A 16,461-nucleotide genomic window follows, 5' to 3' on the forward strand; every position below is an offset into this window, starting at 1 on the left:
GTGAAGCGACTCAGGGTAAAGCACACAACTTTTGACTGCGATTGCGGAACGTGTCTGATTACCTGTTTAATACCAAAGTGTTACGTCGTTGCTGGTTCAGGTTCTGCGCTTCACAGGTCCGAGCCGTGCGAAAACTCGCACATCCTCAGAGCGGCTTGTGCGGATTTCCGCACAATTTCCGAATCACTTCTTCGAATCAGATGCGCCAATCCGGTTCCTGCTTATCTGCGGTAATCCTCGGGACGAATCTGGTAGCGCGCCAGCTTGTCGTAAAAGGTCTTGCGCGGCAGCTTCAGCGCCTTGGCCGCATCTGACGCTTTTCCATTGTGGCGGCCCAAAGCTGCAATCAACAAAGATCGTTCAACCCGCGCCATCTGTTCGCTCAACCCCAGATCCGTAGCCTGCGTAACCTCCTCGGGCATTCCAAGAACAAACCGCATTGCTGCTGACATCAGCGAACGGGCGTTGCCCGGCCAGTCGCTGGCCATCAAGGCCGCCAGATGTTCGGACGAAATCTCGGGAATTGCGATGCCAGCCTGTTCGGCCGCTTGCGCCACATAGTGGCGAAAAATCACCGGAATGTCGTCGGGGCGTTCCGCCAATGAAGGAACACGCACCCGCATCACATCCAAACGATAAAACAGATCAGCGTTGAACCGCCCTTCCGAACTTAACGCGGATAGGTCGGCGGTTGTTCCTGCAATAATACGCCCCCCCGGACCGCGCTCGATGATCTCCAACGCCGCAAACTGCGTGGCTTGGGGCATGGCGGACACTTCGTCCAGAAACAGGGAACCACCCACGGCATCGCCACAGCTTCGGGCAAGGTCATCGGGGCTTAGACTTGAAGCCGGACGTTTGACAAAAGGCCCCTGACCAGCGGGCGACATCAGGTGGACCACTTCGGCTACTTTGGATATGCCGCTGCCCGGCGGGCCGGTAACAAGAACTTCGGCCCCCGTCGGTGCGACGGTCCGCACGCGATCCCGAAGCGCCTCAGCTTGCGGAGACAGGCCAAACAGCAAACGTGCGGCCGGGTCCCCCTTTTCAAGTTCGGATTTCAGGGCGCGCTGTTCCAACACTTGGGTGCGGGCTGCGAATGCGCGTTCAAGAACGTCCATCAGGTCAGACGCAGCGCAGGGTTTTTCGAGAAAATCAAACGCTCCTTTTCCCATGGCTTCTACGGCCATTGGGATATCACCTTCTCCGGTCAAAAGGATCACCGGAAGCTCGGGGTCGATGTCCCGAGCATACGCCAACAAGTGGAAGCCATCCCGCCCGGGCATTCGAATGTCCGAAATAATCACACCGGGGAAATCCCGCCGAATATTATCCTTGGCCGCCACAAAAGAACCGGCTGTTGTCGGTGCGTAATCTGCAAGTTCAATGGTTTGCGCCAATGCCTCGCGAACAGCTGCGTCATCATCGACCAACAGAACCCTGCGCATCATGCTGCCTCTTCTTTTCCGTAGGGCTCCAGCTCGACGGTAAACACTGCGCCATCAGCCGTGTTTGCCCCGCGGATTTCACCCCCAAAGCTTTGAACAAGACCATATGATATAGAAAGACCAAGCCCCAGACCTTCAGATGATCCTACGCTTTTGGTCGAATAAAACGGCTCGAACACCCGGTCGGGGTCTTCAATCCCCGGTCCGGTATCCTGCACAGAAACGCGCAACCGGTCTTCTTCGTGCATCACAATCGAAATGTACCGCTTGGGTCTCCCCAGCATCGCATCCGCCGCGTTATTGATCAGATTAACAAAGACCTGCACCAATCGGACTTCACCCCCCCAAACATAAACCGCAGCCTGTCCCGGTTCCCATTCCAGCGTCACATCATCGTCACGCAAACGGGTTTCGGTCAATTCGACGGCAGTTTTCAGAACCTGCACCAGATCGACCCGGCCCATCGGTTCGCTTTCATTGCGGGCAAACGCGCGCAGGTTCTTGATGATCCGGGCCATGCGGGCGGCCATTTCCGAAATACGCCCAAGGTTTTCGCTGGCCCTGTCACCTTTGCCGCGTTCAAGAAAGGCCGTACCATTGTCGGCGAACTGCTGGATCGCCATCAACGGTTGGTTGAGTTCGTGGCTGATCCTCGCCGACATCTGCCCCAAAGCGCTGAGCTTACCTGCCTGCACCAGCTCTGCCTGCGCTTTTTTCAGTGCTGCTTCGGCCTCCTGACGTTCTGCAACTTCGCGGCGCAATGCGGTGTTTGCTTGGGTCAAAGCACGGGTACGCTGCGCCACCCGGCTTTCCAGAACCGTGTTGGCATTAGCCAGCGTCCGTCGCCGTTCCATCGCAAGATACAGCATCGCACCAAACGCCAGACAGATCGCTGCGACCGCCGCCGCCTGCAACCCGGCAAGTCGCCGGGCCGGGGCCACATCCACCAAAACCTCGGCGGTCATATCGATCACAGGCAATTCAAGCGTTAGGTGCAACGCATCGCGTGGCAAATACCGCCCCCAGTTCAGTCGCCACAATTCATGCTGGCCGACCCGCGTCGCGGCAAAATCCACCGAGGCACCCTCTGGTGGTGTCAGCCCGGACTGACCAACCTCGCGGCTCCAAAACAGCAAGTCCGACCGGTTTGAGATGAAGACGACGCCGTCAGAATCAACAAAGAAAACGGCTTCGGTACTGCCCCGCCAAGTTTGTTCAATGTCCTGGACATCGGCAACCACCATCACTGCACCTTCGACTTGCCCGGAGGCGGCAAAAGTCGGAGCGGCATAGGAATATATCCGGTCGCCACTGTCTGGAACCACCTCATGCGCGGTGCCCACCGCACCCTGCATGGCGCGCCTGAACGCTGGATGTGCGGACATGTCTCGCTGTGCCACTGGCTGTGCGGCGACCAGAACCCGACCGCTGCGATCCAGGTACATCATGTTGACGGCCGCTGTCTTGTCGGCAACGTCCAACAGCATCGCTTGCGCGTCGTGTACTTGTGTCGGTGTATCTAACGCGTGCAAGGCGGGATGTGTCGCCATCAGAACCGCCAGTTCCTGGTAGACCTGCATCTGGGTGCTGAGCCGATCCGCCGCCAGTTCAAGGTCGGCTTCGGCCTTGTCACTTAGCTGAGACAGCGCCTGACGATAGTCATAAGACCAAACAAAACCTGACAGTAGCCCGACAGCGGACAAAAACCCGACAATGATCCAAACTCTCTGCATAGACAGGGTCTTGCATTCAACGCGGCTCGTGGCAAGTGTGCGTCGCATGAAGTCATTCTCGCAATCCCCGACAGACCCGGGTTTCGTTCAGAACCCCTACCCTTTTTATGATCAGGCCCGCGCTGCTGGTGATCTGTTCTATTGGCGCGACTACGATTTGGTTGCTGCGACGTCCTGCCATGCGGTGCGAACACTTCTTCGCGACCGCCGGTTTGGGCGGGAAGTTCCGCCTGAGTGCGCGACACAGGGCCCCGCCCATTTGGCCCCCTGGCTGGCTATCGAAGCCCATTCGCTGCTTGAAGCTGAACCCCCGCGACATACCCGCCTAAGGGCGCTTGTTATGCGCGCTTTCACGTCGCGGGAAATTTCTGCATTGCAGCCTTCCATTGAATCGCTATGCCACAGTCTTGTCGAGGCGTTTCCGAATACACCTTTCGATCTGCTGAGTGCTTATTGCACTCAGGTCCCGGTGATAACCATCTGCCGACTGTTGGGCGTTCCCGAAGACATGGCACCCAACCTGTTGCAGTGGTCGCATGACATGGTCGCGATGTATCAAGCCAACCGGACACAGGCGACCGAGGATAAGGCCGCCAAGTCGTCTCAGGAGTTCACGGATTTCCTGTTGGGATACATTAACCAGCGACGCAACGATCCGCGTGACGATTTGATCACCCGGCTTATCAGCGCCGAGGAGGAAGGCGAAAAGTTGTCTATCGACGAACTGGTCGCAACATGCATCTTGCTGTTGAATGCAGGTCACGAAGCAACGGTGCATTCGCTTGCGAACGGTGTGAAAACCCTGTTGCAAACACATACCAGCCCCGACGTTCTAGGCCCGGACCAGATCGACGCAACGATTGAAGAAATCCTGCGCTATGACCCGCCCCTACACATGTTCACACGTTATGCGTATGAAGACGTTGATATGTTTGGGCATTCGTTCAGACGCGGTGATCAGGTCGCGCTTTTGCTTGGCGCTGCAAACCGCGACCCTGCGGTCTGGGATGAACCCGAAAGGTTTGACCCGACGCGCTCGATTGAGGTCAACACAAGTTTTGGTGGAGGCATCCATTTTTGCGTCGGCGCACCTTTGGCAAGGTTGGAAATGCGCATAGCTCTGCCCATTCTGTTCAACAGCTGCCCGAACCTGCGGCTTGCCGATCCGCCGACCTATTCAGACAGCTATCACTTCCATGGTCTGGAACGGTTAATGGTTCAGGTCTGACCTGTATATGGCGCGGATCGATCCGGCGCTGGCAGCACCTGCCTTCTATGCCCCTTCAACCAATGCGTTGAGGGGAAGCATCGTTGTGGACTTGATTTCTTCCATCGACAAAAGCGCGGTCACGTTGTGCACCCGTACCTCCGAAATCAGCGACTGGTAGAATTGATCATAGGCGCGCGCGTTCTTGACCCGAACCTTGAGAATATAATCAATGTCGCCTGCCAGCCGATGCGCCTCCTGCACTTCGGGATGTTCGCGCAATGCCTTAAGGAACTTGCGCTGCCACTCAGCCTCGTGTTCCGACGTGCGGATCAAAACAAAGAAAGTCGCCTCAAACCCAAGCGCTTCGGCATCCAGCAAAACCGTTTGCTGACCAATGATTCCCGCACTCTTGAGCTTACGAATACGATTCCAGACAGGCGTCTTTGAACTGCCGACCCGAGCCGCTATTTCGTCCAGTGACTGCCCTGCATCACGTTGCAGCTCGGCCAGAATTTTCCGATCCGTATCATCTATCCGCACCGACATTCCAATATTCCTTCCACATCGAAGCTTTCGTTCCAAAATTTTGCTTGGATGGAACGTTTGTCCTTATTTGAGCGCCTATATGGCGCTTTGGTGGGAATATTTCCTATATTGAGGGTCAAGTCAAACCACACCCGAGATGATCCGATGCAGGACGTTCGCACAACAGGCACCAAAGGGCATGTCGACTTTGTCGGCGCAGGTCCGGGCGACCCCGAGTTGCTGACACTCAAGGCGCTGACTGCGTTTGAGCAGGCTGATGTTGTGCTGCATGACCGCCTTATCAGTAAACCCGTTCTGGACATAGCCGGTCAAAGCGCCGCTTTGGTTGATGTCGGCAAAGTCGGGTTCGGCCCATCCTGGAAGCAAAGTGATATCGACGCTCTTTTGGTCGAATATGCCCTGAAAGGTAACCGCGTGGTCCGCCTGAAGTCCGGCGATCCCACTGTCTTTGGTCGTCTGGATGAAGAGATTGAGGCCGTCGAGGCGGCTGGAATCACGTGGCAGATCGTTCCCGGTATCACGGCGGCCTCTGCCGCGGTGGCTGGTATCGGCCAAAGCCTGACTCAACGCGGCCGGAATTCCTCGGTGCGGTTCCTGACCGGGCATGACATGAAAGGTTTTGCCGATCATGACTGGAATGCACTGGCACGGGCCGGTTCGGTTGCTGCGATCTATATGGGCAAGAAATCTGCCCGCTTTATCCAGGGTCGCCTGATCATGCACGGTGCCGATCGCGCCACTCCAGTCACACTGGTCGAAAACGCCTCGCGCCCGAACCAGCGGATTCTGGCCACCACACTGGATCAACTGCCCGCCGACCTGGCCACCGCCGAAATGGACGGACCAGCCCTGACATTCTATGGCCTTGCCCCGCGCGAAGCGACGCAGGCTGTAACCGAATTCAACAAGGAGCTTGCCTGATGGCCCGCGCTTTTACCCCCAAAGTCGTCACCGCAAATGATTTGCTGATAGGTGACGTCATTTACCAGACCGAAGATGACAGTTGGACGCGTGATCTGTCGCAAGCGGAACTGATCACTGACGAAGCACATGCACAGGTGCGTCTGCTGGATGCGGCGCGTCAGGCAAATAAAGTCGTGGGCGCTTATCTGGCCGATGCCGTTGCGGGCAAAAAAGGCCCCGAGCCCACCCATTTTCGGGAAGATTTCCGCCGGACTGGTCCGTCCAACTATGCCCACGGCAAACAGGAAACTTCCCCGCAGCCCCGGGCCTGACCTCTGGCCACCTCTCTCCCCTTCAAGGCCCCTAGGTTCGGGGCTGCAAACAAGGACAGCTAGACATGTATCGCTACTCCGAGTTCGACACAGCATTTTTGGCAGAACGTAACGCGCAGTTCCGCGCCCAGGTGGAACGCCGCATTGACGGCTCGTTGACCGAAGACGAATTCAAGCCGCTGCGCCTGATGAATGGGCTGTATCTGCAACTGCACGCCTACATGCTGCGTGTCGCCATTCCCTATGGCACGCTGAACAGTGCACAGATGCGTCAACTGGCGTTGCTGGCCGAGAAGTGGGACAAAGGCTATGGCCATTTCACCACCCGTCAGAACATCCAGTACAACTGGCCAAAGCTGAGCGACGTGCCGGATATGCTGGACGCTCTGGCCGAGGTTGGCATGCACGCCATCCAGACTTCGGGCAACACCATTCGCAACGTGACCGCCGACCACTTTGCCGGTGCCGCTGCGGATGAGGTCGCTGATCCCCGCCCTTACGCCGAATTGCTGCGCCAGTGGTCGACCGACCACCCGGAATTCCAGTTCATGCCGCGCAAATTCAAGATCGCCATCACTGGCAGTGAAAACGACCGCGCCGTGATCAAGGCGCATGACATCGGCCTGCAACTGGTTGAGCGTGACGGCGTTCTTGGCGCGCGCGTCATTGTTGGCGGTGGCCTTGGCCGTACGCCCATGATCGGCAAGGAATTGTCCGAATTCGTCGCCTTTGACGACCTGCTGGCTTATCTGGAAGCAACCGTTTCAGTTTGGAACCAGATTGGTCGCCGTGACAACAAGTACAAGGCACGTATCAAGATCACCGTGCACGAGCATGGCATCGACGCTATCCGCGCCAAGGTCAACGAACGCTTCCTGAAGGTCCGCCCGCAGTTCAAAGGCGCGGATATGAACCTGCTGGAAGAGATCAAGGGCCACTTTGCACCGCCTGCCTTCCGCCAGGCTTCGGTTGCGTCGTTTGAAAGCGCCTATTCCAACGATCCGGTCTTCCGCTCGTGGGTCGATACCAACATTGCGCCGCACAAGGACGCGGACCATGCGATCGTCACGATCTCGATCAAGAAGCATGGGGCAACACCGGGCGATGCAACTGCCGAGCAGATGCGCGTTATGGCCGATCTGGCCGAAGAGTTCGCCTATGACGAGCTGCGCATCAGCCATGAGCAGAACGTGATCCTGCCGCACGTCCACAAATCGGACCTGCCTGCAATTCACGCCAAGCTGAAGGAATACGAGCTGGCAACCGCCAATATCGGTCTGATCAGCGATATCATCGCCTGCCCCGGCATGGATTATTGTGCGCTGGCGACGGCGCGTTCGATCCCGGTTGCTCAGGAAATTGCAACGCGGTTCGAGGACCTGAAGCTCGAGCATGACATCGGCCACCTGAAGATCAAGATCTCAGGCTGCATCAACGCCTGTGGTCATCACCATGTCGGCCATATCGGCATTCTGGGTCTGGACCGCGCAGGCGTGGAAAATTACCAGATCACTCTGGGTGGCGATGCGACCGAAACTGCGGCAATTGGTGATCGCACTGGTCCGGGCTTTGCCTATGACGAAATCGTTCCTGCCGTAGAGCGCATTGTCGACACCTATCTGAACCAGCGTGCAAGCGCAGAGGAGACATTCCTGGAAACATATCGCCGGGTGGGCATGGCGCCGTTCAAAGACGCCCTCTACCCCGAGGCCCGCGCAAATGCCGCTTGACCTGATCCAGACGGAACTGGGCCGGGACAGACGCGAACTGACTGAACGTGTCGAAGACCTGAATGCCCGGTTCCGGCACCACAGCGCCCATGATGTCATGCATGGAGCGATTGATGAGATCGATGAGCTTGCTCTGGTCTCAAGCTTTGGTGCGGAATCCGTCGTTCTGTTGCACATGGCGGCGGTGGTGAACAAGGCAACGCCCGTTCTTTTCGTGGACACGCAAATGCTGTTCACCGAAACGCTGGAATACCAGCAGGAGGTGAGCGAGCGTCTGGGGCTTACCAACATTCGCATCATCCGGGCCGAGGATGCAGAGGTTGAACGCGAAGACCCATACGGCGCATTGCGCCTGCGCGACACCGATGCATGTTGTAACCTGCGCAAGACTTTCCCGCTGCAAAGGGCGCTGGTGGGGTTCGATGGCTGGATAACCGGACGCAAGCGGTTTCAGGCAGGCACGCGCGCTGCGCTGGAATTCTTCGAGGTCGAGGACGGAACAGGTCGGATCAAGGTCAACCCGCTTGCCCATTGGGCGCCCGAGGATGTGCGGGCCTATATGGAAGAAAACAACCTGCCCCGGCATCCGCTGGTGGCCAAAGGATACCCTTCGATCGGCTGTGCGCCCTGCACCTCGCCTGTCAAAGAGGGCGAAGACCCCCGCGCCGGACGGTGGCGCGATCAGAACAAGGAAGAATGCGGCATCCATTTTGTCGATGGCAAGATGATGCGCGTCGGAGAGAAAACATGAACGTAATCGTAACGGATGAGGGCTTTTCGCCTGATGACTGGACCGACGGCTTTGTCACTCTGGATGATGCCGCCAATGACGTGGTCGCGCTAGACGTGAGCTCGGAGACAGACCCGGACGAACTGTTTGACCGGTTGGGCGGCACGAGGCTGGTTCGGGTAGACTTCCCGTCTTTCGCAGATGGTCGCGGATTTACCATCGCTCGCACATTGCGCCTGAAGGGCTACAAAGGCCGGCTGCGCGCCAAAGGGCATGTGCTTGCCGATCAATACGCCATGGCGCGCCGCAGCGGCTTTGACGAGGTAGAGATCGACGGAGAACTGGCAGACCGCCAACCCGAGGATCAGTGGCTGGCCCGCGCGAACTGGAAAGAGAATAACTATCAGGCTCGCCTGCGCGGCTGATCCCGCGATTGCCAGCCTGTGACGCAAAGAGGGCAATCTGTCCCCTTTTCCTGACTTGGATCAAAGATTAAACGGAGATGTCGGTTTAGCAGACCGGCAGGTAAACGATGACAGAGATGAAGCCCGTGAGCGAAGCAACCGCCGTAAAAGTCCCCGTCCTGCCGGACGCGCAAACTGTAACCGATGTCAAACACTGGACCGACAGCCTGTTTTCATTCAAGGTGTCTCGCCCAGCCTCGCTGCGTTTCCGTTCGGGCGAGTTTGTGATGATTGGTCTGCTGGGTGACAACGGCAAGCCGTTGCTGCGCGCCTATTCCATCGCCTCGCCCTCGTGGGATGAAGAGCTGGAGTTTTATTCGATCAAGGTTCAGAACGGCCCGCTGACCTCGAAATTGCAACATATCAAACCGGGTGACCAGATTATCCTGCGTCCCAAACCGGTTGGCACATTGGTGCATGACGCCCTGCTGCCCGGCAAGCGCCTGTGGTTTTTTGCGACCGGCACCGGCTTTGCGCCTTTTGCCTCGCTGCTGCGTGAACCGCAGACCTATGAGGACTATGACGAGGTCATCATCACCCACACCTGCCGCGAAGTGGCAGAGCTGGAATATGGCCGTCAGCTGATCGACAGCATCCGTCAGGACGAACTGTTGGCCGAACTGATCGGTGAAGGATTTGCCGACAAGATCCGCTATTACCCGACCACCACACGGGAAGAGAGCCCAAAGATGGGTCGCATCACCACTTTGCTTCAGGACGGCACCGTGTTTTCCGACTTGGGTATTGACGGTGGCATCAAGCCCGAAACCGACCGTGCAATGGTTTGCGGTTCGCTGGCTTTCAACCTGGATATCAAGGAAATCCTCGAAGGGTTTGGATTGCGTGAAGGTGCCAACTCGGAACCCAAGGAGTTCGTGATCGAAAAAGCCTTTGTCGGCTAAAGCAACCCTGCGTTCAGGGCTTTGCCACCCTGAACGCGAAAAACACCGGCAGAAAACAAGTTTTTTCGCATTACCCTGTATTTATGCCGCTTGAAGTGCGGCTCTGCCCGGTTTAAATTCCGGGCTCGAAATTCTGCAATCATCAAAGGAATGAACCCATAGCTCGCAGACCTCACAACGCGCCGCCACAGAGAGACACCGGCCCGCGCGTCAATGATAAGATCCGTGCCCCCGAAATTCGCCTGATTGGCGCCGAAGGTGAAAACGTCGGGGTGGTTCATCCCGCCAAAGCCATGCAGATGGCCGCAGATGCAGGTCTTGATCTGGTCGAAATCTCGCCCAATGCGAACCCACCGGTCTGCAAGATCATGGATTTCGGCAAGTACAAGTACGAAACGCAAAAACGCGAAAACGAAGCGCGCAAAAAACAAAAAGTCATCGAAGTGAAAGAGGTCAAGTTCCGACCGAACACCGATACGCATGACTATGACGTCAAAATGAAGAACGTCTTTAAGTTTCTGGAAAAGGGCGACAAGGTCAAAGTCACCCTGCGCTTTCGTGGCCGTGAAATGGCGCACCAGAACCTGGGTCGCGAATTGCTGGAACGTGTGGCCGAAGACATCAAAGAGGTCGGCAAGATCGAAAACATGCCAAAGATGGAAGGCCGTCAGATGGTCATGATGATCGGCCCGCTTCCGCATAAGTAATCTGCTTAAAAGACAGAAACGATCAAAGCCCCTTCGCTGCCGAAGGGGCTTTTTTGTTCAGGTCGCGCGTCTGCTTCGTAACCAGTTGACCGCATCTCTGAAGTCGAAAAGCAAGGAAACTATGTCAATGATCAGAAGCACCCAAAGAAACTTGATAAAGGCAATGCTCAGGGTCGCATCGGAAAACAACAAAAGCGTTACGATGACAACCAGTGGAACCCAGCACAGAATGTGCGGCAAAGCCATCGCGCCGCTCATCCCGCGCGCAACCGCCATGATGGGTATGTTCAGCGCCATACCGGTAGTCGCCAGAACAGCGATGAGCATCCCCTGCGGCTGATCCAGGAAAGCAAGCGGAACCAAATTAACCGGCACCAATATTACGGCCACCCAGATCTGCACCCAAAGGGGAAGCGCGCGGAAACTGCGCCAAATATCCAGCACCATTGATTTCGCTTTTTCAGATACTTCTCCCGCGACACTAACAAATAAGCTGCGGGCGAACAGTGCGCTCACGGTAATGTCAAAGCACGGCGGAAATGGCGCGTTCCAGTTTGCTGACGAGTTCGCCTATCTGTTCCTCTTCGATGATAAAAGGCGGCGCCAGCAGGACATGATCGCCGTTCCGGCCATCCCGCGTGCCTGCCATGGGATAGCAAATCAACCCTTCAGCCAGTGCTGCCTTTTTCACCTTACCTGCGATGCCACGTGATGGATCAAAAGGCTCCTTGGTGTCACGGTCAACGACCAGTTCAATACCTCGGAACAACCCACGACCACGGATATCTCCCACGTTCGGGTGCTGTCCGAATGCCGCCTCAAGGGCGGATTGCACCTTGTTGCCCATGACCCCGGCACGCGCAGGTAAGTCCCGTTCGGTCAACTCACGGACCACCGCCAATGCGGCGGCTGTGGCGACCGGATGACCGACATAGGTGTGCCCATGCTGGAAAAACCCTGATCCGTCGCGGATCGCGTCATAGATCTTGCCGGTGCACAGCATGGCCCCGATTGGTTGATATCCAGCCCCCAACCCCTTGGCGATACAAAGAATATCTGGTTTGATACCGTCATGATCGCAGGCAAACAGGTGACCGGTTCGGCCCATACCGCACATCACCTCATCCAAGATCAGCAACACACCATAGTGGTCGCAAATCTCGCGAATACGCTTGAAGTATCCTTCAACCGCAGGAACTGCGCCAAGGGTGGCCCCGACCACTGGTTCGGCCATAAACGCCATGACCGTATCGGGACCCAGCCGCAGGATTTCGGTTTCCAATTCATTCGCCACACGCTGGCCGTAGTCAAAACTGCTCTCGTCTTCCGGTTTTTCGGCATATTCGTAGCAGGCAGAGATATGGGTCATCTCGATCAGCATCGGGGCGAATTGCGCCCGTCTCCATGCGTTACCCCCAGCGGACAAAGCCCCTAAAGTGTTGCCGTGATAGCTTTGCTTTCGCGCGATAACGTGACGGCGTTCAGTTTGTCCGATTTCTAGAAAGTACTGGCGCGCCAGTTTGATTGCCGCTTCGGTCGCCTCGGACCCGCCCGAAACAAAATACACCCGGTCCAGATCCCCCGGCGCGTGCCGGATCAACAATTCAGCCAAAGCCTCGGCCGGTTCCGATGTCATGAACCCGGTATGTGCAAAAGCGATCTGTTCTACCTGTTGCTGTACCGCTTGGATCACGGCCTGATTCGAATGGCCCAAACAAGACACCGCCGCATCACCGCAATCCAGGTAACGCTTGCCCTCTGCATCAATTAGATAACAGCCATCGCCACCAACCGCGACAGGGAGGTCCGATTTCGTGTGACGTGGGAAAACATGACTCATTTCTGTGCCCTTCCAAGCAATTCGACTAATGCTGCGACCGAAGCCGCGTTATCTGTCCACGGTCTGCCATCGGCCCCCGTCAGACTGTTTTCAAAACCAACCCGCAAGTCACCACCGCGTCGCGCTGCCTCGGCCAGACAAGCATGTTCTTGCGCTCCAAAGGCGCACACCATCCAACGGGCCTGGCATTTTGGAAAGGCGTCAAGATCGGATGGCATAGATTGCTGGCCATCGCTGTATCGCCCCAGAACAAGCAAACGGTCTGTCTGATCCGCCTGTACGATTCCCAAAGCGAGCCACCGGTCCAGTAAATGTGCATCGTCAGCATCATACAGAATATGCTGAACCCGCGTGCCCTGATCCGCGCATTGTGCATAGACCCTAGGCGCAAGGTTCAGGTCGCGGGCGATTTCACGCACCGAGATTGAGGCCCATTCAGGTCGCACCTTTTGCAAACAGTCCAGTTGCGATGCTACGTCGAACTGCCCAACGGCTTCGGTCGTGATCTGTAGCTCCATTTCTGGAACCTCGCGCTGCAATTCCGCAAGCGTTTCCCGGTACAATCCGGCGTCCAGTGAATGCCGTCCATCTGCATCCCGAATATGCAGATGCAACCCGTCCGCACCCGCAGCATGGCAATCCCGTGCTGACGTGACGATCTGATCAATCCTGAGCGGTAAGGCGGGATGATCCAACGCGCTCCGCCGGGCGCCGTTTGGCGCAACCAGAATGTAGGGCCTGTCCGAGCTGTCAGTTGTTTTTGATGTCATAGCACCACCCAAGTCTTTGCCTTCAGTTAAAGTCTCCGGATGACGTTTTCAATTTACACAAAAGAAAACATATGTTTCTTTTTGCTATGGCACCCACCCTTACAGCCTTGACCAGCCAAATTCGACGCGAGATCGACGAGATGCCTGCGCAGATGCAAGTCGCGGCGAAATATATCATCGACCATCCCGGTGATTTCGGCCTGAACCCGGTCCGGGTGACCGCTGATCGGATCGGCATCAGCACCAGTGTTCTTGTTCGACTGGCGCAGCGTATGGGTTTCGACAGTTTTGACGCCTTCCGCCACCCATTTCGCCTTGCCCTCACAACAGACAGCGAAGACAGGATAGGTCAAGAGTGGCTAACCACATCACCCGGCCAAGACCTTTTCCACGGCGCACAGGCCAGATTCGCGCGCAATGAGATGAATGTTGTGTCCCGCTCTCTCCGTCTGATGGAGCCGAATTTGGCCAATCGTGCCGTTGAATACATGGTGTCTGCACGTCGCTGTTATGTGACCGCCACAAGGGCCAGCCATGCGCTGGCCTATTATTTTCACTACGCCGGCCGCATGGCCCATCCCGGATTACAGCTGATACCTCGGCACATGGGCTCGGCCACCGACGACCTGGTCGAGGCCACGTCCGAGGATTGTTTGTTTGCCGTCACGGTCCATCCCTATTCCGCAGATACGATCCAGTCGATGCGCTTTGCCCGCGACCGCGCCATGAAGATTGTGTTGCTGTCGGATAGCGAGGTGATTGCCCCCGGCGTCAATCCGGATGTGGTTCTGAGCGTCAGCACCCGCACATTACATCCGTTTTCAAGCTTTTCTGGCGCGATGGTGGTTCTGGAATGCCTGCTCGGTCATCTCTTTGATGCAGGGGGCGAAGCTGCACGGGATAGGGTCGAACAGTTTCAGAAAGCGCGGGAGGACACCGGCGCGTATTGGCGACCCGGCGTGTTGCCAAGGATGAGAAAACCCTAGAATATCAGTAATAAATTGGCCGCAAGCGCGGTGTGATATGCCATATCACGAACCTTGGCGGCGGTCAGTCGTTTCGTTTCGCTCGCGGCTGAGGTCTGGTCGGGATTTCCTTCAGCAATCCGCCAACACCCATTCCGGCAATATCTGCACCTGTTGTTTCAATCCCGCATGCAACACGCGACAGCACCCAATCCGCCCCATTCAACGCCGGAGAGCGGGCGCATCCCGGCAAACCGATCACAGGCCGGCCCTGCAAGTCCCCCAGAAACAGCAGGTTTCCCGGATCAACCGGCATACCAAAGCGATCAATCGTCCCACCGGCCTGCCGAACAGCCGACGGTGCGACATCGTTCGGGTCCGAGGTGGCCGATCCCGTCAATATCATCAGAAGATCGCCCTTCCCCTTAGAAATCGCGCTGGTCAAGGAATCTGTTCGATGCGGAACAATCTGCACCTGCGCAAGCTCCATTCCCAATGCCTCGACCCGTCCCCGAATGGCCGCAATCCCCTTCTCGTTCGGTGGGCCACCGGGAATATCCGTGACAACAAGCCCGGCTGTCCGATGAACAGGCCGCGCCAAACGCACGGCCCCTTGTGCCAGCCCGGCGGCGCGCCGAACATCAGCCTCGGGCACAGCGTATGAGATGACCTTGATGGTCGCCACCATGCCGTTCGCCCCCATTTGCTGATACTGCGGAACGGTCGCAACGGTAATCATCGGATTGACCAGATTGAACAATGCAAGTGCATGAACATCAAGCACGGCAACTCCAGGCCCGTCGGCCAAAAGGTTTACCCGCCCGGTAAATGCCTCGGTAACCCGCAAGTTGGCTGAAGCTGGATCAGGTGCCAGCGCAGACGCCAGCTTGCGCGCCGCCTGATCTTCATGGCAATCATCGGCATCCAGCCGGGCAACAATGACCTCGTTTAGACCAGCCTTTTCCAGTTGCGCCACATGTTCCGAGCGCAATTCAAGCCCTTTGCGAAACTTTCGCCCATCCGCTGTAACCGAATGCGCCAGAATGGCCCCCTCTGCCTGGGACACCGGCACAGGCCCAAATTTCATGCTTTCCCTCGAAGAACTGCAGTGATCTGCGCCAGTATCGCAACCGCGATTTCCGAGGGACCGGCGGCCCCTATATCCAGGCCAATAGGCCCATGAATGCCAGAGATCTGCGCATCGGTGAAACCGGCCGCTTTCATACGCTCAATGCGCTTGGCATGGGTGCGTGTTGACCCCAATGCACCGATATAGAACACATCGGCGTCCAATGCGGCTTGTAGCGCCGGATCATCAAGTTTTGGGTCATGTGTCAGCAGGACAATCGCGGTCCGCGCGTCCAGTCCCAGCTTCGCAACGGCTTCATCCGGCCAATCCGTCAGGATCGTTTCGCCGGGAAAACGCGCACTAGACGCGAAGGCGTCACGCGGGTCGATAATGGTTGGATCATAGCCCGCAATCCGCGCCATCGGTACCAGAGCCTGCGCGATGTGAACCGCCCCAACGACCAGCAACCTCAGCGGTGGGTTATGTACTGCGACAAAGGTCTGGCCATCCTCTTCGAACCCTGACCGATCCATACGCAGCCTGTCGGCATAAGCGTTGCGGCGCAGCGCCCTGCGACCGGTCTCGATGTTGACTTCGTAGGCAACGGACGTTCGAGCGGCCCGAGCGGCAACCAGTTCCGCCAACATAGATTCTGGCAGGACTTTTCCTATGGGTTCGACAAGAATGCGTATGGTCCCCCCACAGGCCAAACCAACCGCGAAGGCATCGTCGTCACTGACCCCGAATTCAAGCAAACGCGCTTCGCCTTCATCAATGGCTTCAAGCGCCTCGACGATAACAGCACCTTCGACACATCCACCAGAAACGGAACCTTCGATCCGACCATCGCCGCCAATCACCAATTGGGATCCCACCCGCCGCGGCGCACTGCCCCAGGTTTCGACAACCGTAGCGAGCGCCGCGCCGCGCCCGCTGCGGTGCCAGTCAAGCGCCGTTTCAGGACTATTGTCGAATCGCTCCATCGGAACCTCCGGATGACCTATGACACCAACATAAGCGGGATTTGCGGGATGAAAAGCGCATCAGGCTTACCAAAAGGTCTATATTGAACCCCATAAGGCAACGCCACGGCCTGAAAGATATTCAACAAA

The 16,461-nt window shown here is 57.0% G+C and carries 16 protein-coding genes and 1 pseudogene; 9 read left to right on the plus strand and 8 right to left on the minus strand.

Annotated features, from left to right (window positions below; translation table 11 throughout):
• Positions 1–221 precede the first annotated feature (221 nt).
• Together AC2FPW_RS05290 and AC2FPW_RS05295 are read right to left on the minus strand one after the other, a co-directional pair.
• Positions 222–1,451 carry a sigma-54-dependent transcriptional regulator gene (locus tag AC2FPW_RS05290; RefSeq protein WP_496812782.1) on the minus strand — a complete coding sequence of 410 codons (1,230 nt, stop codon included), beginning with the start codon at positions 1,449–1,451 and terminating at the stop codon, positions 222–224.
• The gene (locus tag AC2FPW_RS05295; protein WP_496812783.1) at positions 1,448–3,229 is read right to left on the minus strand and encodes a sensor histidine kinase; all 1,782 of its coding nucleotides are present in this window, start codon (positions 3,227–3,229) and stop codon (positions 1,448–1,450) included. The genes AC2FPW_RS05290 and AC2FPW_RS05295 overlap by 4 nt, the downstream gene beginning before the upstream one ends.
• Here AC2FPW_RS05295 and AC2FPW_RS05300 point away from each other — a divergent pair.
• Positions 3,228–4,409: a cytochrome P450 gene (locus AC2FPW_RS05300; protein WP_496812784.1), complete on the plus strand. Its 1,182-nt coding sequence runs from the start codon at positions 3,228–3,230 to the stop codon at positions 4,407–4,409. The two genes, AC2FPW_RS05295 and AC2FPW_RS05300, sit on opposite strands and share 2 nt — an antisense overlap.
• Positions 4,410–4,454: 45 nt before the next feature.
• Here the strand turns inward: AC2FPW_RS05300 and AC2FPW_RS05305 are convergent, their stop codons facing one another.
• Positions 4,455–4,937, minus strand: a complete 483-nt coding sequence (locus AC2FPW_RS05305) for an Lrp/AsnC family transcriptional regulator (RefSeq protein WP_267365581.1) — start codon at positions 4,935–4,937, stop codon at positions 4,455–4,457.
• A gap of 174 nt (positions 4,938–5,111) precedes the next feature.
• Here AC2FPW_RS05305 and cobA point away from each other — a divergent pair.
• From cobA to infC, 7 genes and pseudogenes are all read left to right on the plus strand, one after another.
• Positions 5,112–5,858: pseudogene (gene cobA, locus AC2FPW_RS05310) on the plus strand (uroporphyrinogen-III C-methyltransferase); the annotation flags it as partial.
• Complete coding sequence (locus AC2FPW_RS05315; protein WP_267365584.1) at positions 5,858–6,172, plus strand: DUF2849 domain-containing protein; 315 nt, start codon at positions 5,858–5,860, stop codon at positions 6,170–6,172. The pseudogene cobA and the gene AC2FPW_RS05315, both read left to right, overlap by 1 nt.
• A gap of 65 nt (positions 6,173–6,237) precedes the next feature.
• Positions 6,238–7,902 (plus strand): nitrite/sulfite reductase, encoded by a 1,665-nt coding sequence (locus AC2FPW_RS05320; protein WP_496812785.1) that lies wholly within the window; start codon positions 6,238–6,240, stop codon positions 7,900–7,902.
• The gene (locus AC2FPW_RS05325; protein ID WP_480472505.1) at positions 7,892–8,653 is read left to right on the plus strand and encodes a phosphoadenylyl-sulfate reductase; all 762 of its coding nucleotides are present in this window, start codon (positions 7,892–7,894) and stop codon (positions 8,651–8,653) included. The genes AC2FPW_RS05320 and AC2FPW_RS05325 overlap by 11 nt, the downstream gene beginning before the upstream one ends.
• The gene (locus AC2FPW_RS05330; protein WP_267365587.1) at positions 8,650–9,057 is read left to right on the plus strand and encodes a DUF934 domain-containing protein; all 408 of its coding nucleotides are present in this window, start codon (positions 8,650–8,652) and stop codon (positions 9,055–9,057) included. Before AC2FPW_RS05325 ends, AC2FPW_RS05330 begins: the two co-directional genes overlap by 4 nt.
• A gap of 107 nt (positions 9,058–9,164) precedes the next feature.
• Positions 9,165–9,998, plus strand: a complete 834-nt coding sequence (locus tag AC2FPW_RS05335) for a ferredoxin--NADP reductase (protein WP_209504075.1) — start codon at positions 9,165–9,167, stop codon at positions 9,996–9,998.
• Between the two features lie 245 nt (positions 9,999–10,243).
• Positions 10,244–10,705, plus strand: coding sequence for a translation initiation factor IF-3 (gene infC / locus AC2FPW_RS05340; protein ID WP_480481680.1), 462 nt, complete (start codon positions 10,244–10,246; stop codon positions 10,703–10,705).
• A gap of 57 nt (positions 10,706–10,762) precedes the next feature.
• Here the strand turns inward: infC and AC2FPW_RS05345 are convergent, their stop codons facing one another.
• From AC2FPW_RS05345 to AC2FPW_RS05355, 3 genes are read right to left on the minus strand one after another with little or no spacing between them, the layout of a single operon-like run.
• Complete coding sequence (locus tag AC2FPW_RS05345; RefSeq protein WP_496812786.1) at positions 10,763–11,221, minus strand: hypothetical protein; 459 nt, start codon at positions 11,219–11,221, stop codon at positions 10,763–10,765.
• Between the two features lie 7 nt (positions 11,222–11,228).
• Positions 11,229–12,545, minus strand: a complete 1,317-nt coding sequence (locus tag AC2FPW_RS05350; protein WP_496812787.1) for an aspartate aminotransferase family protein — start codon at positions 12,543–12,545, stop codon at positions 11,229–11,231.
• Complete coding sequence (locus tag AC2FPW_RS05355; protein ID WP_496812788.1) at positions 12,542–13,315, minus strand: beta-keto acid cleavage family enzyme; 774 nt, start codon at positions 13,313–13,315, stop codon at positions 12,542–12,544. The genes AC2FPW_RS05350 and AC2FPW_RS05355 overlap by 4 nt, the downstream gene beginning before the upstream one ends.
• Positions 13,316–13,386: 71 nt before the next feature.
• Here AC2FPW_RS05355 and AC2FPW_RS05360 point away from each other — a divergent pair, with 71 nt between their 5' ends.
• Positions 13,387–14,301, plus strand: coding sequence for a MurR/RpiR family transcriptional regulator (locus tag AC2FPW_RS05360; protein ID WP_496812789.1), 915 nt, complete (start codon positions 13,387–13,389; stop codon positions 14,299–14,301).
• Positions 14,302–14,365: 64 nt separating this feature from the next.
• Here AC2FPW_RS05360 and AC2FPW_RS05365 read toward each other — a convergent pair whose 3' ends face one another.
• Positions 14,366–15,367, minus strand: coding sequence for a molybdopterin-binding protein (locus tag AC2FPW_RS05365; protein ID WP_496812790.1), 1,002 nt, complete (start codon positions 15,365–15,367; stop codon positions 14,366–14,368).
• A complete protein-coding gene (locus AC2FPW_RS05370; protein WP_496812791.1) occupies positions 15,364–16,332 on the minus strand; it encodes an XdhC family protein in 969 nt (322 codons plus the stop codon). Before AC2FPW_RS05370 ends, AC2FPW_RS05365 begins: the two co-directional genes overlap by 4 nt.
• Between the last annotated feature and the right edge of the window lie 129 nt (positions 16,333–16,461).

The organism is Ruegeria sp. SATB027 (assembly GCF_059613825.1).

Excerpts from the sequence above, each read along its gene's own strand:
- AC2FPW_RS05290 (WP_496812782.1), bottom strand. The coding sequence starts at position 1,451 with ATGATGCGCAGGGTTCTGTTGGTCGATGATGACGCAGCTGTTCGCGAG.
- AC2FPW_RS05300 (WP_496812784.1), top strand. The coding sequence starts at position 3,228 with ATGAAGTCATTCTCGCAATCCCCGACAGACCCGGGTTTCGTTCAGAAC.
- AC2FPW_RS05295 (WP_496812783.1), bottom strand. The coding sequence starts at position 3,229 with ATGCGACGCACACTTGCCACGAGCCGCGTTGAATGCAAGACCCTGTCT.
- AC2FPW_RS05305 (WP_267365581.1), bottom strand. The coding sequence starts at position 4,937 with ATGTCGGTGCGGATAGATGATACGGATCGGAAAATTCTGGCCGAGCTG.
- AC2FPW_RS05315 (WP_267365584.1), top strand. The coding sequence starts at position 5,858 with ATGGCCCGCGCTTTTACCCCCAAAGTCGTCACCGCAAATGATTTGCTG.
- AC2FPW_RS05320 (WP_496812785.1), top strand. The coding sequence starts at position 6,238 with ATGTATCGCTACTCCGAGTTCGACACAGCATTTTTGGCAGAACGTAAC.
- AC2FPW_RS05325 (WP_480472505.1), top strand. The coding sequence starts at position 7,892 with ATGCCGCTTGACCTGATCCAGACGGAACTGGGCCGGGACAGACGCGAA.
- AC2FPW_RS05330 (WP_267365587.1), top strand. The coding sequence starts at position 8,650 with ATGAACGTAATCGTAACGGATGAGGGCTTTTCGCCTGATGACTGGACC.
- AC2FPW_RS05335 (WP_209504075.1), top strand. The coding sequence starts at position 9,165 with ATGACAGAGATGAAGCCCGTGAGCGAAGCAACCGCCGTAAAAGTCCCC.
- AC2FPW_RS05350 (WP_496812787.1), bottom strand. The coding sequence starts at position 12,545 with ATGAGTCATGTTTTCCCACGTCACACGAAATCGGACCTCCCTGTCGCG.
- AC2FPW_RS05355 (WP_496812788.1), bottom strand. The coding sequence starts at position 13,315 with ATGACATCAAAAACAACTGACAGCTCGGACAGGCCCTACATTCTGGTT.
- AC2FPW_RS05360 (WP_496812789.1), top strand. The coding sequence starts at position 13,387 with ATGTTTCTTTTTGCTATGGCACCCACCCTTACAGCCTTGACCAGCCAA.
- AC2FPW_RS05365 (WP_496812790.1), bottom strand. The coding sequence starts at position 15,367 with ATGAAATTTGGGCCTGTGCCGGTGTCCCAGGCAGAGGGGGCCATTCTG.
- AC2FPW_RS05370 (WP_496812791.1), bottom strand. The coding sequence starts at position 16,332 with ATGGAGCGATTCGACAATAGTCCTGAAACGGCGCTTGACTGGCACCGC.